This is a genomic window from Thiohalocapsa halophila (assembly GCF_016583825.1).
Classification (GTDB): Bacteria; Pseudomonadota; Gammaproteobacteria; order Chromatiales; family Chromatiaceae; genus Thiohalocapsa; species Thiohalocapsa halophila.
The window spans coordinates 1-26,549 of record NZ_NRRV01000072.1; the positions used below are offsets into that span (position 1 = coordinate 1).

A 26,549-nucleotide genomic window follows, 5' to 3' on the forward strand; every position below is an offset into this window, starting at 1 on the left:
CCAAACCCCGCCCAAGCCCCGGGCCCGGCGGCCATGACCCCGCCGCAGGAGGCGGAGATCGTCTCCCGCGACGACGAGGCCCGGGGCATGTGCACCCTGCACCTGCGCCTGACGGACCCCGCGGCACGTGCCGCGTTCCGGTTCGAGCCGGGTCAGTTCAACATGCTCTACCTGCCCGCCGTCGGCGGCGTGCCCATTTCCATTGCCTCGGACCCGGCGGAGCCGGAGCACCTGGCACACACCATCCGCGCGGTGGGCCGCGTCACCCGGGTGCTGGCGACGCTCGAGGCCGGGGAGCGCGTCGGCCTGCGCGGTCCCTATGGCCGGGGCTGGCCCCTGCAGGCGGCCGAGGGACAGGCTGAGCGCCGGGACCTGATCGTGCTCACCGGCGGCCTGGGCTGCGCGCCGGTGGTGGCGGCTATCGGCTACGCCACCGCCCGCCGCGAGCGCTTCGGGCGGCTGGTGATCCTGCAGGGCGTCAAGCACGCGGCGGACCTGATCTGGCGCGAGCGCTACGACGCCTGGGCCGAGCTGCCGGACACCGAGGTGCGGCTCGCCGCCGACGAGCCGGACCGCCACTGGCAGGACCATGTCGGCCTGGTGACGGATCTGCTGGACGAGGTGCGCTTTCGCCCGGCGGCGAGCGTCGCCCTGGTCTGCGGGCCCGAGCCCATGATGCTCGCCGGCGCCGAGCGGCTCGTGGCGCTGGGCGTCCCGGCGGAGCATATCTGGCTCAGCCTGGAGCGCGGCTTCCAGTGCGGCGTCGGCCACTGCGGGCACTGCCAGCTCGGGCCCTGGCTCGTCTGCCGCGACGGCCCCGTCTTCCGCTGGTCGGAGATCGGCTGGCTGTTGGGCACCAAGGGCTTCTGACCCCGTTGGAGCAGGCATCCATGACCACCCCGCCCAAAGCCCCGCTGCCGCCGGCCGATGGCCGCCGCCGACCGCGGCTGGCCGTGCACAAGCTCTCGTCCTGCGACGGCTGCCAGCTGGCGCTGCTGAACGCCGGCGAATCCCTGCTGGCGCTGGCCGAGCGCTGCGACATCGTGCACTTCGCCGAGGCGGGTGTCGTCGACGCCGAGGCCGAGGCGGACATCGCCCTGGTGGAGGGCAGCGTCTCCACGCCGGAAGAGCAGGCGCGCATCCAGGCCATCCGCAGCCGCAGCCGTTGGGTGGTGCCCATGGGCGCCTGCGCCACCGCCGGCGGCCCGCAGGCGCTGCGAAATCTGGCCGATGCCCGGGTCTGGATCGGCTCCGTCTACCCCGAGCCGCAGCACATCCAAGCCCTGCCCACCGCCGATGCGGTGGCGGCACATGTGGACGTGGAGCTGTCCCTGCCGGGCTGCCCGGTGAGCACCCAGCAGGTGCTCGACGCCCTCGCCACCCTATTGGCGGGGGCGAGCCCCTTCGCCGAGCAGGACAAGGTCTGCATGGAATGCAAGCGCCGGGGCCAGGTATGCGTGCTGGTGACCCGGGACGCGCCCTGCCTCGGCCCGGTCACCGTCACCGGCTGCGGGGCGCTGTGCCCGGGCTTGGGCCGCGCGTGCTATGGCTGCTACGGCCCCGCGGAGAGCCCGGAGGTGGCCACACTGGCGCAGCGCTTCGCGGACCTGGGGCTTGCCCCCGAGGCCGTGGCCCGGCGCTTCATGTTCCAGCAAAGCGGCGCCGAGCCCTTCCAGCAGGCGGTGCAGGACTGGCGCCGGCGGGCGCAAGAGGGTGCAGCGGCGACCTCGGCAAATGCGCCCGGCCATGCAGACAGCGCGGCAGACAGCGCGGAGCAGGGCCATGACTGAGCAGGCCACGCGCCGCATCGAGGTGCCGGTGCTCGCCCGCGTCGAGGGCGAAGGCGGACTGGACGTGACCATCCGCGACGGCCGTATCGAGCACCTGGCGCTGCGCATCTTCGAGCCGCCGCGGCTGTTCGAGCAGTTCCTGGTGGGCCATGCCTACGGCGAGATCCCGGAGCTGGTGGCGCGCATCTGCGGCATCTGCCCCGTGGCCTACCAGATGAGCGGCATCGGCGCCGTGGAGCGGCTGTTCGACCTGGACCCGAACTGGGACCCGGACAGGGCGCCGGCGCCCTGGGTGCGGCGCATGCGCAGGCTGTTCTACTGCGGCGAATGGATCCAGAGCCACGCCCTGCACATCCACCTGCTGGCGGCGCCGGACTTTCTGGGCTTCGACAGCGCCATGGCCATGGCCGGTGCCTACGGCGAGGAGCTGCGCCGCGGCCTGGCGCTGCAGGCCTTCGGCAACCGCATCATCGAGCTCTTCGGCGCCCGCTCGGTGCACCCAGTGGGCGCCCGGGTCGGCGGCTTCTGGCGGGCGCCGTCGGCGCAGGACGTGGCCGCCGTCGCCGCCGAGGCCGAGCGCGCACTGCCGGCGGCGGAGGCGCTGCTGCGCTGGACCGCCGCCCTGCCCCTGCCCGTGACCGAGCCGCCGCAGGCATTCGACTGCGTGTCCCTGCGCCATCCCACCGAGTACCCGATGATGGCCGAGCGCATCGTCGCCGAGTCGGGGCTGGATATCTCGGTGGACGACTTCGAGGCCCACTTTACCGAGCACCAGGTGCCCCACTCCACGGCACTGCACGGGCTGCTGGCAGGCGCGCCCTACCTGGTGGGGCCGCTGGCCCGGGTCAACCTGAATCACGACCGATTGCATCCGCGGGTGCAGGCCCTGCTGACGGAGATCGGCGTCGCATTCCCGAGCCACGACGTGGCCCAGAGCGTCATCGCCCGCGCAGTGGAGATTTTGCAGGCGGTGCTGGAGGCGGCGGAGATCCTGGCCGACTACAGCCCCGAGACCCCGGCCCACGCCGAGGCGGCACCCCGTGCCGGCATTGCCCGCGGCGCCAGCGAGGCCCCGCGGGGGCTGTTGTGGCACCGCTACGACCTGGATGCGCACGGCATGATCCAGCACGCGCGCATCGTGCCCCCCACCAGCCAGAACCAGGCCCGCATCGAAGCGGACCTCGCCCACACCCTCACCGCCATCGGCCTGGATGCGGACGCCGAGCGGCTGCGCCGGGCCGGTGAGCAAGTCATCCGCAACTACGACCCCTGTATCTCATGCGCCACCCACTTTTTGCGTTTGACCCTGCACCAGTGACCATCATCGGCCTCGGCTCGCCCTGGGGCGACGACCGAGTCGGCTGGTGCGTCGCCGATGCGCTCTCAGAGCGCCTGGGCCCTGCTCGGGCCAGGATCCTGAAGCTGGACCGCCCGGGCTCCGGTCTGCTGGACCGTATCGCCGGACGCCATCGCGTCATGCTGGTGGATGCCGCGGTCACCGGCGCCGCGCCGGGCAGCCTCCATGTCCTGCCGCTGACCGAGCTGGCGAGCGGCTCGAGCACCGCGTCGAGCCACGGCTTCGGGCTCGCCGACGCGCTGAGCCTGGGCCGCAACCTGGGCATGCTGCCGCCGGAGCTGGACATCTACATCGTCAGCATCGACCCCGCGCAGACGCAGCAGAGCGGCCGTGACCTGACGCCGGCGGTGGCCGCCGCCGTGGGCCCGCTCCGCGACGCCATTTGTCGTCGGCTCGCGGGCGACGACGGTGGTCGCCGGCACGCTGGACCACCCGGAGAATGGCGTGACCCGGTAAGCATTGGCGGCATTGATCATGACTACGACCGACTCGGATAGCCCTAGGGTGGACCAGCGAAGCCGCAGGGCGGACCAGCGAAGCCGTGGGGTGGACAAGCGAAGCCGTGGGGTGGACAAGCGAAGCGCAGTCCACCCCAATTGCCGATTCAGCGGCCCTGCCGATTCAGTCCCGCGCGGCTGCCCATTCAGCGGCCCGGGTGGACTTCGCTGTCGCTCGTCCACCCTACCCGAGCTCACCCTACCCGAGTCGCTCGTCCACCCACCTGTTCAGCACCCCTCACAAGGAGCTCATTGGAGGACCCCATGGACCGCAACATCTTCGTGCTCGGCATCGACGAGTTCAATCTCCAGCAGCTGCGCGCCATTCGCAATGCCGACAATTACCAATTCCATTCGCTGCTGAGCTTCGACGAGGTCAAGGCCCACGGCACCTATCCCTTCCAGTCCATCCTCGACCACGCCCGCGACCGGCTGGAGGGCTTCGCCGGGCGCATCGATGCCATCGTCGGCTACTGGGACTTTCCGGTGACCTCCATCGTGCCGGTGCTGTGCCGGGAGCTGGGTCTGCCGTCACCATCGGTGGAGAGCGTCGCCTGTTGCGAGCACAAGTACTGGAGCCGCCTGGAGCAGCAGCGGCTGCTGCCGGACATGGTGCCCGGGTTCGCGTCGGTGGACCCCTTCGACGCGGATGCCGCCGCCAAGGTGGAGCTGGACTTTCCCTTCTGGCTCAAGCCCGTGAAGGGCACGGATTCGCTGCTCGGCTTCCGCATCCATGACCGGGCGGAGCTCGACGACGCGCTGAGCAAGATCCGCGAGGGCATTGTCCACATCGCCGAGGCCTTCGATACCTTCCTCGCCCATGTGCAGCTACCCAAGGCCATGGCGGAGACCAGCGGGCGCTACTGCATCGCCGAGAAGCTCATCAAGGGGCGCCAATGCACGGTGTCCGGCTATGTCTATCGGGGCAAGGCCCGGGTCTACGGCATCATCGACTCCATCAACTATCCCAACGGGATGTCATTCCAGCGCTATCAGTATCCCTCCCGCCTGCCGAAGGCGGTGAAGGCGCGGCTGAAGGAGGCCTCGATCACCTTGATGGAGGGCATCGGCTACGACCAGGCGGCCTTCAACATCGAATATTTCTACGACGAGGGTGCGGATACCATTTCCCTGCTGGAGGTCAATCCGCGTATCTCCCAGTCCCACGGCCACCTCTATGAGCAAGTGGACGGGCGGCCCAATCACCAGATCATGGTGGAGCTGGCCCTCGGCGAGGAGCCCTGCGTGCCGCGCCGGCAGGGGCCCTTCGGCTGTGCCGCGGAGTTCCACCTGCGCAAGTTCGAAGACGCCACCGTGGAGCAGGTGCCGAGCGACGCGCAGTTGCGGGAGATCAAGCGGGACAACCCGGGCACCTTCATCGACATCGCCGTCGAGCCCGGCATGCAACTGTCCGACATGATGGAGCAGGACAGCTACAGTTACGACATCGCCCACATCTTCACGGCAGCGCACGACCAGCACGAGCTGCTGGAGAAGTACGACCGCATCGTCGAGGCTTTGCCGCTCAAGCTGGGCGATGTGCAAGCCGCCGGCTCATAGGCCGATCGTCGGGCCTCCTGGCGTCGGCACCGACCTACGACAAGCGCGTCGGGAAGCGACAGCCTCGGTAGGTCGGGCTGAGGCACGAAGCCCGACGCTGGGCCCATTGTCGGGCCTCCTGGCGTCGGCGCCGACCTACGACAAGCGCGTCGGGAAGCGATCGCCTTGGTAGGTCGGGCTGAGGCACGAAGCCCGACGCTAGCCCGATTGTCGGGCCTCCTGGCGTCGGCGCCGACCTACGACAAGCGCGTCGGGAAGCGATAGCCTCGGTAGGTCGGGCTGAGGCACGAAGCCCGACGCTGGCCCGATTGTCGGGCCTCCTGGCGTCGGCGCCGACCTACGAGAGGCGCGCCCGAGCGGGGCGGCAAGCGAGATTTGCGAAGCACCCCCCAGAGACCGACCCCAGCACAGCGAGGAGGCATCATTGCGCACGGTCACCGAATTCCCGAACGGAGTACGGGACATTGAGCATACCTGGATCGAAATGGCGGACGGCACCCGCCTGGCGGCACGGATCTGGCTCCCCGAGGACGCCACGGGCCATCCCGTCCCGGCGATCCTGGAGTACATCCCCTACCGCAAGCGCGACTCCATCCGGCTGCGCGACGAGACCATGCACCCCTACTTCGCCGGCCACGGCTATGCGGCGGTGCGCGTGGACCTGCGCGGCAGCGGCGACTCCGAGGGCTTGCTGCGGGACGAGTACCTCGAGCAGGAGCTCGACGACGGCGTCGCCGTGATCGAGTGGATCGCGGCGCAGGACTGGTGCGACGGCAGCGTCGGCATGATCGGCATCTCCTGGGGCGGCTTCAACGGCTTGCAGATCGCGGCCCTGCAGCCCGAGGCGCTGAAGGCCGTCGTCAGCGTCGCCTCCAGCGACGACCGCTACGCCGACGACGTCCACCATATGCGCGGCTGCCTGCTCGGGGACAATCTGTCCTGGGCCTCCACGATGTTCGCCTACAACAGCCTGCCGCCCGACCCCGCCACCGTCGGGACCCGCTGGCGGGACATGTGGCTGCAGCGGCTGGAGTACAGCGGGCTGTGGCTCGATGAATGGATGCGTCACCAGCACCGCGACGCCTACTGGCGCCACGGCTCCATCTGCGAAGACTATGCGGCCGTGCGCTGCCCGGTGATGCTGGTCAGCGGCTGGGCGGACGGCTACAGCAACGCCGTCTTTCGAATGCTCGCGAACCTCCAGGTGCCACGTCTCGGCCTGGTGGGCCCTTGGTCCCACAAATACCCCCACATCGGCATACCCGGCCCGGCCATTGGCTTCCTGCAGGAGGCGCTGCGGTGGTGGGACCATTGGCTGAAGGGGATCGACAACGACGTCATGGACGCCCCCATGCTGCGCGCCTGGCTCCAGGAAAGCGTGCCGCCGACGACCCGCTATCAGGAGCGCCCGGGCCGCTGGGTCGGCGAGCAGAGCTGGCCGTCACCGCGCATCCAGCCGCTGACGCTGCGCCTGGCGCCGCACCGCCTACTGGGGGCGGACGCCGAAGCGCCGCAGACCTCCCAGTACCTGCACTCGCCGCTCGGGCTGGGGCTGTTCGCGGGCAAGTGGTGCTCCTATGCGGCGGCGCCGGATCTGCCCCATGATCAGCGCCAGGAGGACGGCGGCGCGCTCACCTACGACACGGCGCCGCTGGCGGAGCCGCTGGAGATCCTCGGCCGGCCAACGCTCACACTGGAGCTCGCCGCCGACCGACCCGTCGCCATGGTGGCGGTACGCCTGTCCGACATCGCCCCGGACAACAAGGCGACACGGGTGACCTTCGGGCTGCTCAATCTGACCCACCGCGAGTCCAGCAGTGCGCCCACACCCCTGGAGCCCGGCAAGCGCTACCGCGTGGAGGTGGCGCTCAACGAGATCGGCTACGCCTTCCCCCGGGGGCATCGCGTGCGCATCGCCGTGTCCACCTCTTACTGGCCCATGGCCTGGCCCGCCCCGGAATCGGTCGGCCTGACCCTCTACCCCGGCAGCAGCCTGCTGAGCCTGCCGGTGCGCCCGCCGGCCGCCGACGACGCCGAGCTGCGGCCCTTCGAGCCCGCCGAAGGCGCGGCGCCCTCGGCCAGCCGCATGCTGACGCCGGGTCAGCACACCTGGCGGGTCATTCGGGACCTGGAGACCGACGTGTCGACGCTGGAAGTCATCAACGACAACGGCACGCGCCACCTCGCGGGCCCGGCCCTGACCGACAGCGTCAAGGCACTGGAGTGGTACAGCTACCGTGGCGACGAGTTCGATTCCCCCCGCGGCGAGACCCTCTGGGAGCGTGCGCTGGCGAGGGGCGACTGGAGTGTGCGCACCCGCACCCGCACCGTGCTGACCTGCGACAGCGAGTGCTTCTACCTCCGCGCCGAGCTCGACGCCTGGGAGGGGGACCAGCGCGTCTACTCCCGCAACTGGGACAGCTGCATCCGCCGCAATCTGGTCTAGCTCGGCGTCGGGCTTCGTGCCTCAGCCCGACCTACCACACGGGGACGGCCGCATTCGGCGCAACCCGCTCTGGAGCCTCGTCCCCCGGCCCGTGGTCAGCCCGTTTGCCGCCAGCTCGCAGCCGCCCCGGCGTAGGTCGGGCCGACGACAGGAGGCCCGACAACCGGCGGTTACCACCGGCGCCGCGTCGGGCTTCGTGCCTCAGCCCGACCTACCGAGCTGGTCCAGGCTGTCGTCTAGGCAATGGTCACGGCGTCGGACAGATAGACATCTTGCACGGCGTTCAACAATGCGATGCCGTCCTCCATCGGCTTCTGGAAGGCCTTGCGGCCGGTGATCAGGCCCATGCCGCCGGCGCGTTTGTTGATCACTGCGGTGCGGACCACCTGGTGCAGATCGTCCCGGCCGGACGGCCCGCCGGAGTTGATCATGCCCACGCGGCCCAGGTAGCAGTTGGCGACCTGGTAGCGGACCCGGTCGATGGGATGCTCGCCGGTGAGCACCTCGTACATGCGCGGATGGGTCTTGCCGAAGCCGATGGCCTTGAAGCCGCCGTCGGTGGTGGCCTGCTTCTGCTTGACGATGTCGGCCTCGATGGTGGCCCCGAGGTGGTTGGCCTGGCCGGTGAGGTCCGCGGCCGTGTGGTAGTCGGCGTCGTCGGTCTTGAAGGCGCTGTTGCGCAAATAGGCCCAGAGCACCGTGGCCATGCCGAGCTCGTGGGCGCGCTGGAAGGCCTCGCTCACCTCGCCGATCTGACGCCGCGATTCCGCGGAGCCGAAGTACACCGTCGCCCCCACCGCGGCGGCGCCCATATCGAAGGCCTGCTCGACATCGGCGAACAGGGTTTGGTCATAGCTGTTCGGATAGGTGAGCAATTCGTTGTGGTTGAGCTTCACGATGAACGGAATCTTGTGGGCGTAGCGGCGGGCGACGGAGCCCAGCACGCCGAGGGTGGAGGCGACGCCGTTGCAGCCGCCTTCCATGGCCAGGCGAACTATGTTCTCCGGGTCGAAATAGAGCGGGTTGGGCGCGAAGGAGGCACCGGCGGAGTGCTCGACCCCCTGATCTACCGGCAGGATCGACAAATAGCCGGTGCCCCCCAGCCGGCCATGCCCGAACAGCGCCTGCAGATTGCGCAGCACGCTCGGCTTGCGGTCGCCCGCGAGCGAGACCCGATCCACGAAGTCCGGCCCTGGCAAGTGCAACAGCGCCTGATCGATGCCCTGGCACCGATGCCTCAACAGGGTTTCGGCCTCGTCGCCGAGGATCTCGGGAATGTCGATCATGATGGGTCTCCAATTATCGCCTTGCGTCCGCGGGCCAGCTGAGGTGTCCTCCCAAAGGCTTCGCGTCATCGCCACAGCTCCCAGTGTAGTCAGGCGTGCCGGCGGCGGCTTTCGCCGGCGTGCCAAGCTTGCTTGCAGCAAATCACACGCCAGCGGCCCGCTCTCCTCCGCGGCGAGTCGATTCGCGCCGCTAACACAAGCATCGAAACGCCGGTCCCCAGCCCTGCCCGTGCCCGCGGCAATTGAACCGACAACCGGGCCAAATCACCCGCTTCTGGGGCCGCGCCCGCCAGCTGATCACGGGCACACCTGGAACAAAGGCTGCTTGCATTGTGAAGCCACCCCCCCCGCAGCAGGATTCCCAGGAGGCTCAGATGAACGTCCTCGTCACCGGCAGCAACCGCGGTCTTGGACTGGCGGTCACGACCAGTCACATGGGCAGCATCGGCGACATCGACATGCCGGGCAGCCTCTACTACCGCTCCAGCAAGGCGGCGCTCAACGCGACCATGCAGGGCCTAACCGCGGAGCTCGAGCCCGCGGGCATCGGCGTGCTGCTGCTGCACCCCGGCGGCGGGACCACCCGCATGGGCCCGCGCGAGGGCCTGACCCCGGCGGACAGCGTGCACGGCCTGCGCCGGCAGGTGGCGGCCTTCGACCTCGCGCAGACCGGGCGCTTCGTGCGCTTCGTGCGCTTCGTGCGCTTCGACGGGACCGCGATGCTATGGTGATCGCCCGCCCTACCCGCGCCAGCGGTGGTCCGCACTTCGCGGGCCACGTTCTCTGTGCTCGAGCAGAGCTGCATCCATCTAGCGCCAACCCAATGGAGCCCTCATGGACATCACCGACGTCTGGACCGAGCTTGCAATCCCCGGCAGGCGCATCGTCTATCTGATCATGGACGGTCTCGGCGGCCTGGCGGATGCGGACAGCGGACGCACCGCCCTCGACGCCGCCGACACGCCGAACCTGGATGAGCTGGCACGAGACTCTTCGTGCGGGCTGCTGGAGATGGTCGGCCCCGGCATCACGCCCGGCAGCGGCCCGGGCCACCTGGCGCTCTTCGGCTACGACCCGCTGCGCTGGCGCATCGGCCGCGGTGTGCTCTCGGCGCTGGGCATCGACTTCCCGCTGGAGCCGGGGGACCTCGCCGCCCGCGTCAACTTCGCCACCCTGGACGACGCCGGCAACATCACCGACCGCCGCGCCGGGCGCATCCCCACGGATCTGAACCGCCGGCTCTGCGACAAGATCGCCTCCGCCGTGCAGCTGGACTTCGACGGCACGCTCTTCTTCGAGCCCGAATCCGAGCACCGTGCCCTGCTGGTGCTGCGCGGCGAGGGCCTGAGCGACGACCTGCCGGACACCGACCCGCAGGCCACCGGCCGGCCGCCGGTGGACATGACGCCGAACAGCGATGCCGCAGAGAAGAGCGCGGCACTGGTGGCCGATTTCCTGGAGCAGGCCCATGCGGCGCTGGCGGACGAGTCGCCCGCGAACGGCCTGCTGCTGCGCGGCTTCCAGCGCCACGAGCCGCTGCCCGGCCTCGAGGAGCGCTTCGGCCTGCGCGGGCTCTGCCTCGCCGAGTACCCGATGTACCGCGGCCTAGCACGCCTGTTGGGCATGGAGGTGGCACCCAAGCCGGACGGCATCGACGGCCTGTTCGACGCCGCCGAGCAGCGTCTCGGCGACGACTTCGACTTCTTCTTTCTGCACGTGAAAGGCACCGACTCCGCGGGCGAGGACGGCGACCTCGCCCGCAAGGCCGACGTCATAGAGGCGGTGGACCACCAGCTGCCGCGGCTGCTGGCGCTGCGCCCGGACGTGCTGGTCATCACCGGCGACCATTCCACCCCGGCAACCATGGCGTCCCACAGCTGGCATCCGGTGCCGGTGCTGCTGCACGCCCGGCACGCCCGCCGCGGCAGCGCCGAGCGCTTCGACGAGACCGCCTGCCTGGCCGGCGCCCTGGGCCTGCGCCGCGGCGTGGACCTGATGGGCCTCGCCCTCGGACACGCCGGGCGCCTCAACAAATTCGGAGCCTGAGCAGATGACCGATATCCCTTCCCGCGAGCCTCAGCCGGTGGAGGTGCCGGTCGACGGCGCGCTCTCTGGCTTCCTGCTGCTGCCGCAAGGCGCAACGGGGCTGGTTGTGTTCGCCCACGGGCGCCGCAGCAGCAAGTACAGCCGCCGCAACCGTGCGCTGGCGGAGATACTCAATCGCGGACGGCTGGCGACGCTGCTGCTCGACCTGCTGACGCCCGAGGAGCAGGCCGCCGACGGTGCCGCGGGCGATCCTCACACCGGTGATGTCGACGACGGTCCGGGTGCGAACATCGCGCTGCTCACCGAGCGCGTCATCCGTGCCCTGGACTGGGCCGCCACCAGCCCGCGAGTCCGGGCACTGCCGCTCGGGCTGTTCGGCTCCGGCACCGGCGCCGCCGCGGCTCTGGGCGCCGCCGCCGAGCGCAGGCGCGAGCTCCAGGCGCTGGTGTGCCGCGGCGCGCGCACGGATCTTGCGACGGGCGCCCTACCCCAGGTCATGACGCCGACGCTGCTGATCGTCGCCGGACTGGACCCGCAAGCCGTCGACATCAATCGCCAGGCCATCGGCGCGATCCCCGGCGAGTCGCGGCTGGAGATCGTCCCCGGCGCGACCCGGCTGTTCGAAGAAGCCGGCAGGCTCGACAACGTCGGACTGCTGGCCAGGGATTGGTTTCTGAGCCATTTCGCCGGCACGGACGAGTCCGGCGAGCAGGCGCGCTGAGGGCCTTTCGCCGGCGTGCGTTTGCGCCCTGGAAGTTGTCGCGGCCAGAGGCCGCTCCCACGGCGCTTCGGCATGTGGGAGCGGCATCCCTGCCGCGACGGGCCGCTGGAAGCGCTCTGGAAGTCATCGCGGCCAGAGGCCGCTCCCACAGCGGCTATTGCATGTGGGAGCGGCATCCTTGCCGCGACGGTCGCTGGCGGTGCTCTGAAAGCCGTCGCGGCCAGAGGCCGCTCCCACAGCGGCTATTGCATGTGGGAGCGGCATCCCTGCCGCGACCTCAGGGTCCTCGTTCCCGGGCTCTGCCCGGGAATGCAGCCGCGAGGCTCTGCCTCGCCTCTGCGATCAGTTTGACCAGTTGCCCTAGTCCCGGATTCGGATTCGGTCTTCCTCAACGATCCAGAGCTTCTGAGATAACGCAGCCTCAGCAAAAGCCGGCATGAGCTTCTCGATGATTTGTAGAACCCGAGATTTGTCCTGACGCACCAACCGGAGCACGACGATGCCCGAAGTTTCGCCAGGTGGATAGGCTTGGATGTTGGCGAAGTCGAGATCCAGGGTTACAAGTACACGGCACTCTTCCTGGCAGACCTCGAACACGGTTGGGTCCTGCGCCCCGCTCAGTGTCTGATCGAATACGCTGACCGCAGCGTGCCCATGCTCGCAGAGGAGTTCCACGACCTCTTGGGGCAGGTTCTCGTCAATTTTGAATCTCACGCGGCATTACGGCCCGGCAGCTCCAGGATTCGCTCGCGGGCTAGCTCCGCTGCATAGGCGGCAGCCCCGCGTATGGCAGCCTTGGTCAGAGCCGGGTAGCTCCGGATGATCTCGTCCTCAGCCAAGCCCGCAGCCAGATTATCCAGCACGACTGAGACAGGAATCCGTGTGCCCTTGATGCAGGCCTGACCGTGGCAAACGTTTGGATCTGTGTGAATGTGGTCCCGCCAACTCATAGTGCGCTTCTCCTGCACAGCTCGCCGTTCGACGCGGCAACTGAAATCAAGGCCTCTCAACGCCAAGGCTAGGCTCTGCGGTGCGCTGGAGCAAGCACTGCCGGTGGCGCTCTTAGGTTGGGTGCCGAGGATGCCCGATGCCAGTCGTCGACCAGACGAACAACAGTCAGCGGACTGACCTCGCTGACCACGACCAGGAGGAGCAAGACCCTGTGGCAACCGAGCACCACGGCGGGCTTTCTTCGTGCGTGCCTGATCGGCGGACATCGCGGCGGCCGTCTGCGCCGGGATGCGATCCGCTGGGCGTGCCGCTGCGGGCTGCGACATTCATGCTGTTCGGATGGGGCATCCAGATGACCGACCTCCCTACGCCGACGCTGCTGATCGTTGCTGGACTGGACCCGCAAGCCGTCGACATCAATCGCCGGGCCACCGGCGCGATCCCCGGCGAGTCGCGGCTGGAGATCGTCCCCGGCGCGACCCGGCTCTTCGAAGAAGCCGGCAGGCTCGACAACGTCGGACTGCTGGCCAGGGATTGGTTTCGGAGCCATTTCGCCGGCACGGACGAGTCCGGCGAGCAGGCGCGCTGAGAGCCTTTCGCCGGCGTGCGTTTGCGCCCTGGAAGTCGTCGCGGCCAGAGGCCGCTCCCACGGCGCTTCGGCATGTGGGAGCGGCATCCTTGCCGCGACAATGCTGGGGTGCTCGTTCCCGGGCTCTGCCCGGGAATGCGGCCGCGAGGCTCTGCCTCGCCTCTGCGATCAGATGGTCGGTATGTCGACGCCCGTGTGGGCAAGCGCCGGGCGGCGCTTGCTCGAGGGCGTCACGGACGCGCCTCTTGCAGCACGATGAGCGAGTCGGCCAGGATCTTCGGGCCGCCGAAGAACTGCTCGTCGATGTCGCCGCTGACGCTGACGCGGTCCCCGATATCCACTTGCTGGTAGCCGGTGTCGTCCAAGGGATCATAGCCGAGGCCGCCAGTCACGACGGTCAGGTCCGTGGGGCCGGTGTCGAGGGTGAATTGCTCGTCGCCGAGGCTCTCGACGGTGCCGCGCACGGTGGTGACGGTGAGATCCAGCGGCACCTCGGCCGACAAGACCACGTCTTCCTCGTCCACCGCGCTGGCGAAGAAGGTGGTGCCGAGCTTCTCGACGTAGACGGTGCTCGCCTCGATGGTGGTGGTCTCGAACAAGTCGTCGTCGATCTTGCCGATGACGTTCACCTGATCGCCTTCCATGAGCTTGTAGGCATCGGCATCGCGATCACCGTCATCCATCTCGACGACGATGAGACCGCCGCCATAGTCCAGCGTGAAGCTGTCCGGCGTCACGGCTTCCACCTTGCCGTTGATGCTGACCCAGGCGTCGTCCGGCTGCGCATAGGGCATGTCCTCGGCGACGGCGACAACGATGAAGGCCGCGGCGAACGCAAGGGCGAGGGCGGCGGCGGGGCCGACGGTGCGGGAGTGGGAGTCGAGACGGTCCATGCAGATACCTCGTGTGGGCTGTGGTTGGTCTAACAGCCTCTGCACCGCCTATGCCAAGAGTCGCTGCCACTGGGTCTGTTAGCGCTCCGCGACGGGCTCCTCGCGCGGCTGGCCGTCTCCGGCGCCGGGCTGCACGCCCACGGTGCTTTTGCCGCAGCTCAGGGGCCATTTCCCCCGCTGCTCTTTAGTTGCTGCTTCTCGATGTGCACGTCCGCCTCGCGGGCCAGCGCATGCATGCGATCGGAGAAGTCCACGGGATAGCCCGCCTGCGCGTCCAGTGCCCGGAGCGCATCGGGCAGGCGGCCGAGCTGCTCGGCGCAGTGCTCCCGCGAGTCGGCGAGGGTCGGCGTCGGCGCGACGGGCTCGCCGAACTCCATCACCAGCTCCAGCAGCGGCTCGCCGTCCGCAGGCTCGTCCTCGCGCTGCACGCGGTCGCCGCGCATGCGGCCGCTGGCGTCGTAGCGGCGCACCACCTGCTTGCGCCCCGGCCAGGTGGCCTTGTGCTCGGAGTGCTTGCGCCGTGGCTCGCCGGCGTATTCGCAGAGCTTGTAGGCGCAGTCCAGGTAGGGGGTGTCGGCGGCGGTGTCGAGCTTGCTGCCGATGCCAAAGCCGTCGATGGGGGCGCCGTCGGCGAGCAAGGCCGCAATGCGATGCTCGTCGAGCCCGCCGCTGGCGAAGATGTTGGTATCCCCCAGACCGCCGTCGTCCAGGATGCGGCGCACCCGCCGCGCATGCTCGCCCAGGTCGCCGCTGTCGATGCGTACCGCCTGCACCTGGATGCCGTCTTCGGCCAAGCGCTCGGCGAGGCCGATCAGGCGCCTGGCCGCACCCTCGGTGTCGTAGGTGTCGATGAGCAGCACCAGGCTCTGTGGCCGTGCGCGGGCGAAGTGCTCGAAGGCGACGAGCTCGTCGTCATGGGCCTCGATGAAGGAATGCGCCATGGTCCCGTAGATGGGCACGCCGAAGCGCGGCGCAGCGAGCACCGTGGAGCTGCCGGCGAAGCCGCCGAGCCAGCTCGCCCGGGCGGCCATTAGGCCGGCCTCGGCCCCGTGCGCACGGCGCAGACCGAAGTCCACCAGCAGCTTGTCCGGTGCCGCATGCACGCAGCGCGTGGCCTTGGTGGCGATGAGCGTCTGGTACTGGAGCAGGTTGATGATGCGCGTCTCCAGCAGCTGCGCCTGCGGCAGCGGTGCCGTGACGCGCAGCACCGGCTCGTCGGGGAAGAAGGGCGTGCCCTCGCGCATCGCGTGCACGCTGCCGGTAAAACGGAAGCCGCGCAGGTAATCGAGAAAGTCGTCGCCGAAGCGTCCGCTGTCAGCCGCCCAAGCCAGCTCCTCGTCGCTGAATTGGGCGTCGCGCAAGGTCGAAAGCACCTGGGCCAGGCCCGCGGCCACCAGGTAGCCATAGCCCGGCGGCAAATCGCGCACGAAGAAATCGAACACGGCTTCGTCGTCCATATCGCTCGCGTGATAGGCCTCCAGCATCGCGAGCTCGTAGAGGTCCGTCAGCAGCAGGGCATTCGCGGGAATCATGTGGGCCTCGCAGCGGCTTGTGCTTCGATTCGGCCGGCGCAGCGTCTGCACCGGCGCAGGGACGACGCAATGAGCGCCCCGGCTCTAAAGGCGCGCTGCAAGGCTGGTGCCGAGCCAGCAAGGTCGTCTCGCTCAGCGGTGCGTCGCTCCCACGAGCCGCGGCAAAGTCCAGCCCGGTACGCTCAGCGCGCGGTGCCGAAGCCCTCGTCCTCGGTGTGCCGCGGCACCGGCAAACCGGCGATCTGCATGCCTTGAAACACCGGGCCCTCGGGGAAGAGCTTGCGCAGCCAGCGGCGCCCGCCCACGTCGGCGAAGCGCTGATCGAGCATGTCGCCGAGCTCGCGGCCGTCGTGGACGAGGCCGTGCTCGCGGTAGTACTCGCGCAGCATGTCGATCACGGCCCAATGCTCGTCGGTGAGCGTCACGCCGAGCGCCTCTGCCTTTTGCTTGGCCCACTCCGGGCTCCAGTCGGCGAGGTCGCGCTCGCGATCCGCCTCGACGGGGCTCGAGGTGTCGGGGTTTTCGATGACTTGCCTGATATCGGTCATGACTGGCCTCCGTATCCTCGGCGGGCGGATGCGCCCGCCTCTGAAGAACCCTCGCATTCCGCGTGCCGAGCGGGCGCAACGACCGGGCGGCGCGCGGCAGCCCAGCGCTCAGGTCACCACATTGCGCGGCCGCCCTTCGGCACAGCCGCGCAGGTTCTCCACCGTCGTGTCCAGGATGCGACCGACCGCTTCACGGGTGTTGAAGGCGCTGTGCGGGGTGATGACGACATTGCGCAGGTGCGCGAGCACCTCGTTGGCGAGCAGGTTGTCCAGGTTGTGGCTTTGCTCGTAGACCGAGCGCAGCAGCTCCGCTTCCTCCCGAATCACCGGCTCCTCCGGCAGGACATCGAGCCCGGCGGCGGCGAGCTTCTGCTCCGCCAGGGCGCGCGCAAGCGCGCGGGTATTGACGATGCTGCCGCGGGCGGTGTTGATGAGCACGGCGCCGTTCTTCATGCGGTCGAACTGGGGCCGGTCGATGAGATGCTCGGTTTCCGGGATGTCCGGCACATGCAGGCTGATGACGTCGGCACGCGCCAGCAGCTCGTCCAGCGAGACATAGTCGAAGCCCAGGCTGCGCGCCGCTTCCTCATCGGGCGCAACATCGTAGGCGAGCACCTGCATGCGAAAGCCGGTGGCGATGCGAATGGTCTCGCGGCCGATGTCGCCGGTGCCGACGACGCCCATGACCCTGCCCTTGAGATCGAAGCCCTGCAGGCCGTGGCTGTCGAAGCGCCCGCTGCGGGTGCGCTGCACCGCCTCCTCCAGCCGATGGCTGATCATCAGCAGCAGCCCGAACACGTGCTCCGCGACGGTGTTGGCCCCATAGGTGGGGACATTGCAGACGGTGATGCCGCGCTCGCGGCAGCGCCCGAGGTCGATGTGGTCGACGCCGGTGGAGCGGGATGCCACCGAGCGCAGCGCCGGCAGCGCGTCCAGCACATCGGCGCCCAGAGCCGAGTAGATGAAGGTGGAGACCGCCTCCGCATCGGCATGCTCGGCGGCGTTGTCGGCGCTCAGGGCGTCGCTGGTGAAGCTGAGCTCGTGCTTGTCTTCCAGGCTGCGGAAGGGGTCCCGCTCCCAGCCCTCGGTCTCGAAAACGTGGATCTTCATGCTCGCTGGACTCCGGTCCAGGCTGCTGCGCTTCGCCCGCACACGACCTGACCGGGCCGGGCAACGGCGAAGGTCTGACAGCAGCCGGACGATGGTTGGGTGTGAGGCATCGAGGCGGCCCGGCGGCCCGCGGATGGTCACCCGGGCCCAGCCGCCGGCGCCTGGCCGCCCGAGCGCCGGCGCTGGCGACGCTCACGGCTGTGCAGCCGCCATGCCAGTCGCCGGCGGCTGCTCCCGGGCGCGGCTGTGCCTCGGCACCGGTGGCCAAGGCGGCAGGGCGAGGGTCTGTCGGTGCCTATGCCCCGAGCGGCGGGGCATTGACACCGCCAGCGTGCCGGCGCCCAGCGTGGAAGAGAGCCCGCCCATCCGGTGTCAACTGGGGGTGTTTCGTACGCCGCTGGCACGGTGTCTGCTGCATATCCGGTATCCGCGGGTGGCGGGCCGCCCCGACCACCCGTCCCCGGCGCAGAACCGCGCCGCCCAACAGCCGGCCCCACATCCGGCCCCAGATCCCGCAGGCAAGGGCCGATGGACTTCAAGCACGATCCCGACACCGACTTTCGTCCCGTCGACGCACTGAGCGAGGACGCGGCCGCCGAGGAGGCTGCGGCGCTGCGCGAGGGTATCCGCCACCACGACTATCTCTACTACGTGAAGGCGAGCCCGGAGATCAGCGACGCGGTCTACGACCGGCTGTTCGAGCGCCTCCAGGAACTGGAAGCCGCCTTCCCGGCGCTGCGCACCGAGGATTCACCGACGCAGCGCGTCGGCGCGGAGCCCGTGGACGAGCTGACGCGGGTGCAGCACAGTGCGCCGATGCTGAGCCTGGAATCCGTGCGCGAGGCCGAGGACGTGAGCGCCTTTCTGCGCCGCCTCGCCAAGGCACTGGACACGCAGGCGCCGCAGCTGGCGCTGGAGCCGAAGCTCGACGGTCTGTCGGTGGAGCTGGTCTACGAAGACGGCGCCTTGACCGGCGGCGCCACCCGCGGCGACGGCGAGTCCGGCGACGATATCACCCACAACCTGCGCACCCTGCGGGCCCTGCCGCTCAAGCTGCGCGACGGCGGCGGCCTGCCGACGCGACTCGCGGTGCGGGCCGAGGTACTGATGCCCCGCTCCGGCTTCACGGCCCTGAACCGCGAGCGGGTCGAGCGCGGCGAAGACACCTTCGCCAATCCCCGCAACGCGGCCGCCGGGCTCATGCGCCAGCTGGACCCGCAGCAGGTAGCGGGCCGCCTGCTGACGCTGTTTTGCTACGAAGTGCTGGAGCTCAGGGGCCGGGATGCGCCCGACAGCCACCGGGAAATGCTGGGGCTGCTGGCGGACTGGGGCCTGCCGACCTGCCCGCTCAACCGCGCCGCACAGAGCCTCGACGACGTGCGCGCCTATCATGACGAGCTGGCCGAGCAGCGCGACAGCCTGGACTACGACATCGACGGCGTGGTCATCAAGCTGGATGCGCGCGGCCCGCGTACGGAGCTCGGCACGCGCGCCCGCAGTCCGCGCTGGGCCCTGGCGTGGAAGTTCCCGCCGCGCGAGGAGGTCACCCAGCTGGAGGACATCGCGGTGCAGGTGGGCCGCACCGGCATACTCACGCCCATCGCGCTGCTCGCGCCGGTGGACGTCGGCGGCGTCACCGTGAGCCGGGCCACGCTGCACAACGCCGACGAGGTCGCGCGCAAGGACGTGCGCCCGGGCGACCGCGTGCGGGTGGTCCGCGCCGGCGACGTGATCCCGGAGATCGCCGAGCGCGTCGACACGCCGGACAGCGGCCGCGCCGAGCAGTTTTCGATGCCGCAGGAGTGCCCGGTGTGCGGCACCGGGATCGTGCGCGAGGGCGCCTATCACCGCTGCCCGGCCGGGCTCGCGTGCAATGCCCAGCTCATCGGCCACATCACTCACTATGCCGAGCGCGATGCGCTGGACATCGAGGGCCTCGGCGAGGAGACCGCCCGGCTGCTGGTGGAGCGCGGACTGGTGCACGACCTGGCCGACCTCTACGGCCTCGGCGCCGATGACATCGAGGCGCTGCCAGGTTTCGCCGCCACCTCCGCACGCAAGCTGGTGGCGGCCATCGAGGGCGTCCGCGAGCCGGATTTGGCCCGCTTCCTGTACGCGCTTGGCATTCGGCACGTGGGCAGGCGGGTCGCCGGCAGCATCGCCCGAGCCTGCGGCAGCCTGGAGGCCGCCGCCGACGCCGATGCAGACCGCCTGGAGCGCATCCCGGAGATCGGCCCGGAGATCGCCCGCTCGGTGGCCGGCTTCTTCGCCGCCGAGGACAACCGCCGCGTGCTGGCGCGCATGCGCGAGGCCGGCGTCGACGTACAGCCGGCGGACACCGGCGAGCGCTCCGAGGCACTGGCCGGCAAGACCTTTGTCTTCACCGGCACCTTGAGCGGCTACACCCGCGACGAGGCGCAGGCGGCGGTGGAGGCCCGCGGCGCACGCGCGGCCTCCGACGTCAGCAGCGAAACGGACTACCTGGTGGTGGGCGCCGACCCGGGCAGCAAGCGCGAGCGCGCCGAGGAAGCCGGCGTGGAGATCCTGGACGAGGACGGTTTCGAGGCACTGCTGACGGGCGCCGGCGACGGATCAGGCTGAGCCACTGTCCCTCGCCCCTCGTTCCCGGGCTCTGCCCGAGAATGCGGCCCCGAGGCTCCGCCTCGCCTGATGCCTCACCGGAGGCAGAGCCTCCGGACCGCGCTCCCAGGCGGAGCCGGGGAGCCAGTTGGACCCGGCTCCTCGTTCCCGGGCTCCACCCGGGAATGCGGTCGCGAGGCTCTGCCTCGCCTGATGCCTCACGGGAGGCAGAGCCTCCAAACCGGGTTCCCAGGCGGAGCCTGGGAACCAGATGGATCAGTTGGGTGCGAGCTCTACCAACCCTTGTCGATCTCAATCACGCCCGGCTCGCCTGCATAATTCCGCGCGCTGGACCAGCGCCAGTGCTCGGGCAGGTCCACATAGCCGCGCTTGACCGGGTTGTGGTGGATGTAGTCGAGCTTCTGGCGCATGACCGTTTCGCTCTCGATGCGCTTGGGGTGGCTGCCTTCCTCCCAGAGCTGATAGGTGGCGTCCGCTTTGTGGCGGCGTTTGAAGAGCGCCAGCAGATCCAGCAGCGTCTGCACCCTGGCCGTCTCCAGCAGGTCAATGATCTGCCGGGCGGTGTGCGACTTGAACCGGCGCATGAGTCCCGCGAGGCCGGCGGCGCCGGCGGCGCCGGCGACCAGGTGCAGGTGGTTCTCCAGAATCACATAACCGTGCAGGCGCAGGCCCTCGTGCTGCTGCAGCCAGCGCCAGGAGTCGAGCAGGATTTCCACGGTGTCCGGGCGCGTGAAGACCGGAAGCCAGTGGTTCACCGTCATGGTCATGAAGTAGGGCGCGTCGTCGCCCACAAAGCGGTAGCGGCTGCGGGGCATCGTCGGTCTCCTCGGTCCCGGGCTCGGCCCGGGAGCCCGGACGGGAGGCTCTGCCTCCCGTTTCGCGAGGCAGAGCCTCGCGGCCGCATTCCCGGGCGGAGCCCGGGAACGAGGTGCCGCGGTGCTCAGTGGCGCAGCAGCGCCAGCAGGTCGTCGAGGCCGCGGGTGTTGATCACGTCGTCGGCGGTGAGCCAGCCGCGGCGGGCCTGGTCGACGCCGAAGCGCATGTAGTCGAGGTTGCCCTGGCTGTGGGCGTCGGTGGAGATGGCGATGCGCACGCCGAGCTCCTTGGCCAGGCGGCAGTCGCTGTCGTCGAGGTCGAGGCGCTTGGGCTGGGCGTTAACCTCCAGCGCGCAGCCGCGCTCCGCCGCGGCGCGCATGACCCGCTCCAGGTCCAGCTCGTAGCCCGCGCGCTTGCCGATGAGCCGGCCGCGGGGATGGGCCAGGATGTGGCAGTGCTGGCTGTCCAGCGCGCGCAGGATGCGCTCGGTCTGCTTCTGCCGCGGCAGGTCGAGCTTGTGGTGCACGGCACAGACGCAGAGGTCCAGGCGCTCGAGCACATCGTCCGGCAGGTCCAGCGAGCCGTCGGCCAGGATATCCAGCTCCACGGCCTTGAGCACGCGGATACGCCCGTCGAGCTCTTCGTTCAGCGCATCGACGGCGTCGATCTGCGCCGCCATCCGCTGCGGGTCCAGGCCATGGGCGACGGTGACGTGCTGGGAGTGGTCGGTGATGGCGAGATAGGCATAGCCGCGCTCGGCGGCGGCCTCGGCCATCTGCCGGAGACTGTCGTGGCCATCGCTGGCCTTGGTGTGGGCGTGCAGGTCGCCGCGGATGTCATCGAGCCCGATCAGCGCCGGCAGACGGTCCTCCTGCGCCGCCTCGATCTCGCCGCGGTCCTCGCGCAGCTCGGGCTCGATGAAGGGCAGGTCGACGGCGTCGTAGACCTCCTGCTCGGTGCGCCCGCCTACGCGCTCGTCGCCGTGAAAGACACCGTACTCGTTGATCTTAAGATCGCGCTGCACGCCGAGCCGGCGTACGGCGATATTGTGCGCCTTGGCGCCCGTGAAATAGTGCAGTGCGGCGCCGTAGGCCGCCGCCGGCACCAACCGCAGATCCACCTGCAGGCCCGCGCGCAGCAGCACGGTGGCGCGGGTCTCGCCCTGGGAGACCACCTCGCTGACCTCGTCATAACCGGTGAAGCGCTCCATCACCGACGTGCCCTCCGCGGCGGTCACCAGGATGTCCAGGTCGCCGACGGTCTCCTTGCGGCGGCGGAAGCTGCCGGCGATGGTGACCTGGTCCACGCCGTCGAGTCCCCTGAGGCTGTGCACCAATGGCCGGGCGATCTCCTCCGCCTCGATGAGCGGCAGGCGCTCCGCCGGGCCCTGCCACTGTGCCAGCTTGTCGGCCAGCGCCTGCTCGCTCTTGGCCCCGAAGCCGGACAGCTCGCGGACGCGGTGCTCCGCCACCGCCTGCTTCAGGTCCTGGAGGTTGTCGATATGCAGATCCTGGTGCAGGGCCTTCACGCGCTTCGGGCCCAAGCCGGAGATCTCGAGCAGGTCGCTCAGCGCCGCCGGCAGCCGCTCTTCGGCCTCCTCCAGCTGCGGTAAGTGGCCCGTCTCGCAAATGGTGCGAATCTTCTCCGCGAGGCTCTCGCCGATGTGCGGCAGAGCGCTCAGGTCCTCACCGGCCGCGGCACGGTCGGCGAGGCTCTCCGACAGCCCGGCGATGGTCTGCGCCGCCTGCCGGTAGGCGCGCACGCGATAGGCGTCGGCGCCCTCGATCTCCAGCAGATCGGCCAGGTGGGAGAACTGCTCGGCGATTTCGCGGTTGTGAACGGTCATGGCTTGCGCCTTGCGGCTGATCGGACTGCTGAGCTCAGCGAATGTCCGTGCAGTCGGCATGCCACGCGGCAAGGGAATCCGCCGATCAATCGGCGTCTTCCCAAGGCGCCCGCCCTGGCATGCCCCTCGCATCTGGCTGGGTACCAGGCGCCGCGCGCCGGCGCGGCCCCGTGCGGGCTTCACCGCTGGGAGACAGACCCATGCCCGAGCTGCCGGATGTCGAGATCGAGCGCCGCCACGCCGAGCGCTGGGTGGTAGGCCGCGCCATCCGGCACGTCCATGTGCCGGAGCCAGAGATTCTGGAAGACACCTCCCCCGCGGCCCTCGGGCGCCGGCTGCACGGGCGCCGGGTCACCGGCAGCCGCCGGCACGGCAAGTATCTCTTCCTGGAGACCGACGGTGCCCCCTGGCTGCTGCTGCACTTCGGCATGACCGGCCACCTGGAGCAAATCGGCAAGGACGCACAAGCCCCCGAGTACACCGACTTCACGCTGGTGCTGGCCGACGACAGCGCCGTCGCCTATGTCGCACCCCGCAAGCTCGGGCGGGTCGGGGTGATCGACGACCCGGACGCCTACGTCGCCGCCCAAGGGCTCGGCCCGGACGTGCTCCGGCTGGACCGCGAAGGCTTCGCGGCCCTGGCCGAAGGCCGCCGCGGCGGCACCAAATGCTGGCTCATGGACCAGGCGGCCATGGCCGGGCTCGGCAACGTCTACACGGACGAGATCCTGTTCCGCGCCCGGCTGCACCCGAAAACGCCGGTGGCGGCGCTGGACGCCGACGACCGCCGCCGCCTGTTCGACGCCGTCGCGGAGGTGCTGCGCATCAGTATCGAGGCCGGCGCAGACCCGGCCCGGATGCCGAAGGACTGCCTGCTGCCGCACCGCAAGCCTGGCGCCGCCTGTCCGCGCTGCGGCGGCCCTGTGCAGCAGATCAAGGCCTGCGGGCGCACCGCCTATGTCTGCCCCGAGTGTCAGCCGCCGCCGGATGGGCAGTGACTGCCCCGCTGCGGGGGGCGGGGGGCATGCTCGCGCGGTGCATTACCCCAAGGCGACGGGGCATTTGAGCCGGATCGGATGAGGCGGGCCACCGCCTGCCGGCAGCAGCGGACAACGGGCGGCCCGTCGCTGCCGGGAGCGCATGCAGCCCGAAGCGTCCGGGCCCCAACCGGCGCGCCTATACAGCCGCCCATCACAGCTGGCACGTCATCTGCTCTCGGGAGGGCGAGAACACCGCCCCGCGCCCCACAGCCGATGCCGAGCCCGTTATGCCCGATGCTGCCTCCCACACTGATCAGGCCCTGCTGGTCGTCCAGCTCGCGGACCTGGACAACGATGATGTCGCCCGTGTCGGCGGTAAGAACGCCTCCCTCGGAGAGATGATCGGTGCCTTGAGCGCCGAAGGGGTGCGCGTCCCCGGCGGCTTCGCGACCACCGCCGACGCCTACCGGCAGTTCCTCGCCGCCAACGAGCTGGCGCCGCGCATTCGCGAGCGCATCGAGGATTACCGCAGCGGCGAGCGCTCCCTGCGGGAGACCGGTGAGGCCATCCGCGGCCTGATCCTGGACAGCGACCTGCCCGCGGACCTGAGTGAGGCCATCCGCGGCGCCTACCGCGCCCTCGCCGGCGAGCGCGGGCAGGAGACGCCGGACGTGGCCGTGCGCTCCAGCGCCACCGCCGAGGATCTGCCGGAGGCGAGCTTCGCGGGTCAGCTGGAGACCTATCTCAATATCCGCGGCGAGGACGCGCTGCTGGCGGCGGTGCGCCGCTGCTACGCATCGCTCTTCACCGACCGCGCCATCGCCTACCGCGAGGACCACGGCTTCGACCAACTGAAGGTCGCCCTGTCGGTCGGGGTGCAGACCATGGTGCGCAGCGACCTCGGCGCCGCCGGCGTCATGTTCAGCCTGGACACGGACACGGGCTTCCCGCGCACCGTGCTCATCAACGGCGCCTGGGGCCTGGGCGAGACCGTGGTACAGGGCAGCGTGGACCCGGACGAATTCCTGGTGTTCAAGCCGCTGCTGCACGAGGATTCTCTCAAGCCCATCGTCGCGCGCAGCATCGGCGGCAAGGCGCGCAAGCTGGTCTACGCCGGCGACGGTGACGCTGACGAAGATGGGCCCACCCGGCTTAAGGAGACCAGCGCGGAGGAGCGCCGCGCGCCGGTGCTGAGCGACGACGAGGTGCTCGCCCTCGCCCGCTGGGCCGTGCTCGTGGAGCGTCACTACGACAAGCCCATGGACATGGAATGGGCCAAGGACGGCGAAACCGGCGAGCTCTTCATCGTGCAGGCGCGCCCGGAGACCGTCCACTCCCAGCGCGCCGCCGGCACGCTCAAGACCTATCGCCTCAACGATGCCGGCGAGGTGTTGGCCAGCGGCTACGCCATCGGCGATGCCATCGCCGCCGGCCCGGTGCGCCGGCTCGACAGCCCCGACGACAGCGAGCGCTTCGAGCGCGGCGATGTGCTGGTGACATCCATGACGGACCCGGACTGGGTGCCCATCATGCGCCGGGCGGCGGCCATCGTCACCGACCACGGCGGGCGGACCTCCCATGCGGCCATCGTCAGCCGCGAGCTGGGCCTGCCGGCGGTGGTGGGCACCGGCGACGGCACCGAGCGGCTCGGCGACGGCGTCGAGGTGACCGTCTCCTGCGCCGAGGGCGAGACCGGCAATGTCTACGCCGGCACCGCGGACTACGAGGCCGAGGACATGGACCTCGGCGATATTCCGGACACGCGCACCCGGGTCATGCTGAACCTGGCCGACCCGGCGGCGGCCATGCGGTGGTGGCGGCTGCCGGCGGACGGAGTCGGTTTGGCGCGCATGGAGTTCATCATCAACCAGCACATCAAGATTCACCCGCTGGCGCTGCTGCACCCGGAGCGGATCGAGGACGACGCCGCCCGCGAGCAGATCGACGCGCTCACCGCCGGCTACGACGACAAGGCCGAGTACTTCGTCGAGCGCCTGGCCCGCGGCATCGCGCGCATCGCCGCCGGCAGCCATCCGCACCCGGTCATCGTGCGCATGAGCGACTTCAAGACCAACGAGTACGCGGATCTCATCGGCGGGCGCGCCTTCGAGCCCGCCGAGTCCAATCCGATGCTCGGCTGGCGCGGCGCGAGCCGCTACTACAGCGACGCGTACCGCGACGGGTTCGCGCTGGAATGCCGCGCCATCCGCAAGGCACGGGAGGAGATCGGGCTGGAGAACATCGTCGTGATGATCCCCTTCTGCCGCACGCCCAAGGAGGCGGATCAGGTGCTGGCGGCGATGGCGGAGCACGGCCTGGAGCGCGGCGAGCGGGGGCTTGCGGTCTATGTCATGTGCGAGATCCCGTCCAACGTCATCCTGGCGGCGGAATTCGCGGCGCGCTTCGACGGCTTCTCCATCGGCAGCAACGATCTGACCCAGCTGGTGCTGGGCGTCGACCGGGACTCTGACCGGCTCGCCCATTTGTTCGACGAGCGCAGCGACGCCGTGCGGCAGATGATCCGCTCGGTGATCCAGACCGCCCACGAGCACGAGCGCAAGGTCGGCCTCTGCGGCCAGGCGCCGAGCGATCACCCGGACTTCGCAGCCTTCCTGGTACGCGCCGGCATCGATTCCGTCTCGGTGAATCCGGACAGCTTCCTGTCCGTGAAGCAGTCCATCGCCGAGGTGGAGCGCAGCGGCTGACGCCGCGCTGGTGTCCACCAGGCCGCGACCGCCGACGCCGGCGCCGTCCACCAACACCGGAACCATCCACCACGACCCAAGAGGCTCACAACATGATCACCCCAACTCGCACCCAATGGCCCGCGTTGATCCTGCTCGTCGGCAGTGTCGCCTGCGCCACCTTCGCCGCTGCTCAAACCGGCTCGGCCGGGGCCGCACCCGGGGCCGGGGAGCGCACGGCACCGAGTATGGCACCGGGCATGGGAAGCGGCACGATGCCGATGCAGCCGGGTGCC

Annotated in this window: 23 protein-coding genes; 14 read left to right on the forward strand and 9 right to left on the reverse strand. The window is 69.9% G+C overall.

All coding sequences use genetic code 11. The annotated features are described in order from the left end of the window. From CKO31_RS21455 to CKO31_RS21480, 6 genes are all read left to right on the forward strand, one after another. Window positions 1–870, forward strand: an 870-nt coding sequence (locus tag CKO31_RS21455; RefSeq protein ID WP_306341771.1) for an FAD/NAD(P)-binding protein, incomplete at its 5' end; no start/stop codon positions are given. Between the two features lie 20 nt (window positions 871–890). Next, on the forward strand, window positions 891–1,790 hold the full coding sequence (locus CKO31_RS21460) for an NADH-quinone oxidoreductase subunit B family protein (RefSeq protein ID WP_200241270.1): 900 nt from the start codon (window positions 891–893) through the stop codon (window positions 1,788–1,790). After that, window positions 1,783–3,108, forward strand: coding sequence for a Ni/Fe hydrogenase subunit alpha (locus CKO31_RS21465; protein ID WP_200241272.1), 1,326 nt, complete (start codon window positions 1,783–1,785; stop codon window positions 3,106–3,108). Before CKO31_RS21460 ends, CKO31_RS21465 begins: the two co-directional genes overlap by 8 nt. After that, window positions 3,105–3,644 carry a hydrogenase maturation protease gene (locus tag CKO31_RS21470; RefSeq protein ID WP_200241275.1) on the forward strand — a complete coding sequence of 180 codons (540 nt, stop codon included), beginning with the start codon at window positions 3,105–3,107 and terminating at the stop codon, window positions 3,642–3,644. Before CKO31_RS21465 ends, CKO31_RS21470 begins: the two co-directional genes overlap by 4 nt. Before the next feature lie 264 nt (window positions 3,645–3,908). Continuing rightward, a complete protein-coding gene (locus tag CKO31_RS21475; RefSeq protein ID WP_200241277.1) occupies window positions 3,909–5,204 on the forward strand; it encodes an ATP-grasp domain-containing protein in 1,296 nt (431 codons plus the stop codon). A gap of 424 nt (window positions 5,205–5,628) precedes the next feature. Next, window positions 5,629–7,650: a CocE/NonD family hydrolase gene (locus tag CKO31_RS21480; protein ID WP_438874030.1), complete on the forward strand. Its 2,022-nt coding sequence runs from the start codon at window positions 5,629–5,631 to the stop codon at window positions 7,648–7,650. 236 nt (window positions 7,651–7,886) lie between these two features. On the opposite strand, the gene CKO31_RS21485 is transcribed toward CKO31_RS21480, so the two are convergent. Beyond that, window positions 7,887–8,936: a class I fructose-bisphosphate aldolase gene (locus CKO31_RS21485; RefSeq protein WP_200241278.1), complete on the reverse strand. Its 1,050-nt coding sequence runs from the start codon at window positions 8,934–8,936 to the stop codon at window positions 7,887–7,889. Window positions 8,937–9,310: 374 nt separating this feature from the next. Between CKO31_RS21485 and CKO31_RS21490 the strand changes: the two genes are divergently transcribed. From CKO31_RS21490 to CKO31_RS21500, 3 genes are all read left to right on the forward strand, one after another. After that, the gene (locus CKO31_RS21490; RefSeq protein WP_200241281.1) at window positions 9,311–9,667 is read left to right on the forward strand and encodes a Rossmann-fold NAD(P)-binding domain-containing protein; all 357 of its coding nucleotides are present in this window, start codon (window positions 9,311–9,313) and stop codon (window positions 9,665–9,667) included. A 103-nt stretch (window positions 9,668–9,770) separates the two neighbouring features. After that, window positions 9,771–10,982: a 2,3-bisphosphoglycerate-independent phosphoglycerate mutase gene (locus CKO31_RS21495; RefSeq protein WP_200241283.1), complete on the forward strand. Its 1,212-nt coding sequence runs from the start codon at window positions 9,771–9,773 to the stop codon at window positions 10,980–10,982. A 4-nt stretch (window positions 10,983–10,986) separates the two neighbouring features. Further along, on the forward strand, window positions 10,987–11,703 hold the full coding sequence (locus CKO31_RS21500) for a dienelactone hydrolase family protein (protein ID WP_242475566.1): 717 nt from the start codon (window positions 10,987–10,989) through the stop codon (window positions 11,701–11,703). Window positions 11,704–12,063: 360 nt separating this feature from the next. On the opposite strand, the gene CKO31_RS21505 is transcribed toward CKO31_RS21500, so the two are convergent. After that, window positions 12,064–12,417: a DUF5615 family PIN-like protein gene (locus CKO31_RS21505; RefSeq protein ID WP_200241285.1), complete on the reverse strand. Its 354-nt coding sequence runs from the start codon at window positions 12,415–12,417 to the stop codon at window positions 12,064–12,066. Further along, window positions 12,414–12,653, reverse strand: a complete 240-nt coding sequence (locus CKO31_RS21510) for a DUF433 domain-containing protein (RefSeq protein ID WP_200241288.1) — start codon at window positions 12,651–12,653, stop codon at window positions 12,414–12,416. Before CKO31_RS21510 ends, CKO31_RS21505 begins: the two co-directional genes overlap by 4 nt. 137 nt (window positions 12,654–12,790) lie before the next feature. Between CKO31_RS21510 and CKO31_RS21515 the strand changes: the two genes are divergently transcribed. Further along, the gene (locus CKO31_RS21515; protein WP_200241291.1) at window positions 12,791–13,243 is read left to right on the forward strand and encodes a hypothetical protein; all 453 of its coding nucleotides are present in this window, start codon (window positions 12,791–12,793) and stop codon (window positions 13,241–13,243) included. Window positions 13,244–13,473: 230 nt separating this feature from the next. Here the strand turns inward: CKO31_RS21515 and CKO31_RS21520 are convergent, their stop codons facing one another. The 4 genes from CKO31_RS21520 to CKO31_RS21535 form a co-directional block, all read right to left on the reverse strand. Beyond that, window positions 13,474–14,136 (reverse strand): hypothetical protein, encoded by a 663-nt coding sequence (locus CKO31_RS21520; protein ID WP_200241294.1) that lies wholly within the window; start codon window positions 14,134–14,136, stop codon window positions 13,474–13,476. A gap of 158 nt (window positions 14,137–14,294) precedes the next feature. Beyond that, a complete protein-coding gene (locus CKO31_RS21525; RefSeq protein ID WP_200241296.1) occupies window positions 14,295–15,668 on the reverse strand; it encodes a nicotinate phosphoribosyltransferase in 1,374 nt (457 codons plus the stop codon). A gap of 182 nt (window positions 15,669–15,850) precedes the next feature. After that, on the reverse strand, window positions 15,851–16,216 hold the full coding sequence (locus tag CKO31_RS21530) for a TusE/DsrC/DsvC family sulfur relay protein (protein ID WP_200241298.1): 366 nt from the start codon (window positions 16,214–16,216) through the stop codon (window positions 15,851–15,853). Window positions 16,217–16,324: 108 nt separating this feature from the next. After that, window positions 16,325–17,326, reverse strand: coding sequence for a hydroxyacid dehydrogenase (locus CKO31_RS21535; protein WP_200241308.1), 1,002 nt, complete (start codon window positions 17,324–17,326; stop codon window positions 16,325–16,327). A 528-nt stretch (window positions 17,327–17,854) separates the two neighbouring features. Here CKO31_RS21535 and ligA point away from each other — a divergent pair. After that, on the forward strand, window positions 17,855–19,927 hold the full coding sequence (gene ligA / locus CKO31_RS21540; protein WP_200241310.1) for an NAD-dependent DNA ligase LigA: 2,073 nt from the start codon (window positions 17,855–17,857) through the stop codon (window positions 19,925–19,927). Between the two features lie 272 nt (window positions 19,928–20,199). Here the strand turns inward: ligA and CKO31_RS21545 are convergent, their stop codons facing one another. Together CKO31_RS21545 and polX are read right to left on the reverse strand one after the other, a co-directional pair. Next, window positions 20,200–20,742 (reverse strand): REP-associated tyrosine transposase, encoded by a 543-nt coding sequence (locus tag CKO31_RS21545; RefSeq protein WP_200241312.1) that lies wholly within the window; start codon window positions 20,740–20,742, stop codon window positions 20,200–20,202. A 125-nt stretch (window positions 20,743–20,867) separates the two neighbouring features. Continuing rightward, on the reverse strand, window positions 20,868–22,589 hold the full coding sequence (gene polX / locus CKO31_RS21550) for a DNA polymerase/3'-5' exonuclease PolX (RefSeq protein WP_200241313.1): 1,722 nt from the start codon (window positions 22,587–22,589) through the stop codon (window positions 20,868–20,870). Between the two features lie 200 nt (window positions 22,590–22,789). Here polX and CKO31_RS21555 point away from each other — a divergent pair, with 200 nt between their 5' ends. The 3 genes from CKO31_RS21555 to CKO31_RS26530 form a co-directional block, all read left to right on the forward strand. Beyond that, window positions 22,790–23,587, forward strand: a complete 798-nt coding sequence (locus tag CKO31_RS21555) for an Fpg/Nei family DNA glycosylase (protein ID WP_200241315.1) — start codon at window positions 22,790–22,792, stop codon at window positions 23,585–23,587. Between the two features lie 269 nt (window positions 23,588–23,856). Continuing rightward, window positions 23,857–26,274 (forward strand): phosphoenolpyruvate synthase, encoded by a 2,418-nt coding sequence (gene ppsA / locus CKO31_RS21560; RefSeq protein ID WP_200241317.1) that lies wholly within the window; start codon window positions 23,857–23,859, stop codon window positions 26,272–26,274. A gap of 92 nt (window positions 26,275–26,366) precedes the next feature. After that, window positions 26,367–26,549, forward strand: a 183-nt coding sequence (locus tag CKO31_RS26530; protein WP_207148081.1) for a hypothetical protein, incomplete at its 3' end; no start/stop codon positions are given.

Bases quoted from the DNA above. Each gene is read 5' to 3' on its own strand.
- CKO31_RS21460 (WP_200241270.1), top strand. From the start codon at position 891: ATGACCACCCCGCCCAAAGCCCCGCTGCCGCCGGCCGATGGCCGCCGC.
- CKO31_RS21465 (WP_200241272.1), top strand. From the start codon at position 1,783: ATGACTGAGCAGGCCACGCGCCGCATCGAGGTGCCGGTGCTCGCCCGC.
- CKO31_RS21475 (WP_200241277.1), top strand. From the start codon at position 3,909: ATGGACCGCAACATCTTCGTGCTCGGCATCGACGAGTTCAATCTCCAG.
- CKO31_RS21485 (WP_200241278.1), bottom strand. From the start codon at position 8,936: ATGATCGACATTCCCGAGATCCTCGGCGACGAGGCCGAAACCCTGTTG.
- CKO31_RS21490 (WP_200241281.1), top strand. From the start codon at position 9,311: ATGAACGTCCTCGTCACCGGCAGCAACCGCGGTCTTGGACTGGCGGTC.
- CKO31_RS21495 (WP_200241283.1), top strand. From the start codon at position 9,771: ATGGACATCACCGACGTCTGGACCGAGCTTGCAATCCCCGGCAGGCGC.
- CKO31_RS21500 (WP_242475566.1), top strand. From the start codon at position 10,987: ATGACCGATATCCCTTCCCGCGAGCCTCAGCCGGTGGAGGTGCCGGTC.
- CKO31_RS21510 (WP_200241288.1), bottom strand. From the start codon at position 12,653: ATGAGTTGGCGGGACCACATTCACACAGATCCAAACGTTTGCCACGGT.
- CKO31_RS21515 (WP_200241291.1), top strand. From the start codon at position 12,791: ATGCCAGTCGTCGACCAGACGAACAACAGTCAGCGGACTGACCTCGCT.
- CKO31_RS21520 (WP_200241294.1), bottom strand. From the start codon at position 14,136: ATGGACCGTCTCGACTCCCACTCCCGCACCGTCGGCCCCGCCGCCGCC.
- CKO31_RS21525 (WP_200241296.1), bottom strand. From the start codon at position 15,668: ATGATTCCCGCGAATGCCCTGCTGCTGACGGACCTCTACGAGCTCGCG.
- CKO31_RS21530 (WP_200241298.1), bottom strand. From the start codon at position 16,216: ATGACCGATATCAGGCAAGTCATCGAAAACCCCGACACCTCGAGCCCC.
- CKO31_RS21535 (WP_200241308.1), bottom strand. From the start codon at position 17,326: ATGAAGATCCACGTTTTCGAGACCGAGGGCTGGGAGCGGGACCCCTTC.
- ligA (WP_200241310.1), top strand. From the start codon at position 17,855: ATGGACTTCAAGCACGATCCCGACACCGACTTTCGTCCCGTCGACGCA.
- CKO31_RS21545 (WP_200241312.1), bottom strand. From the start codon at position 20,742: ATGCCCCGCAGCCGCTACCGCTTTGTGGGCGACGACGCGCCCTACTTC.
- polX (WP_200241313.1), bottom strand. From the start codon at position 22,589: ATGACCGTTCACAACCGCGAAATCGCCGAGCAGTTCTCCCACCTGGCC.
- CKO31_RS21555 (WP_200241315.1), top strand. From the start codon at position 22,790: ATGCCCGAGCTGCCGGATGTCGAGATCGAGCGCCGCCACGCCGAGCGC.
- ppsA (WP_200241317.1), top strand. From the start codon at position 23,857: ATGCCCGATGCTGCCTCCCACACTGATCAGGCCCTGCTGGTCGTCCAG.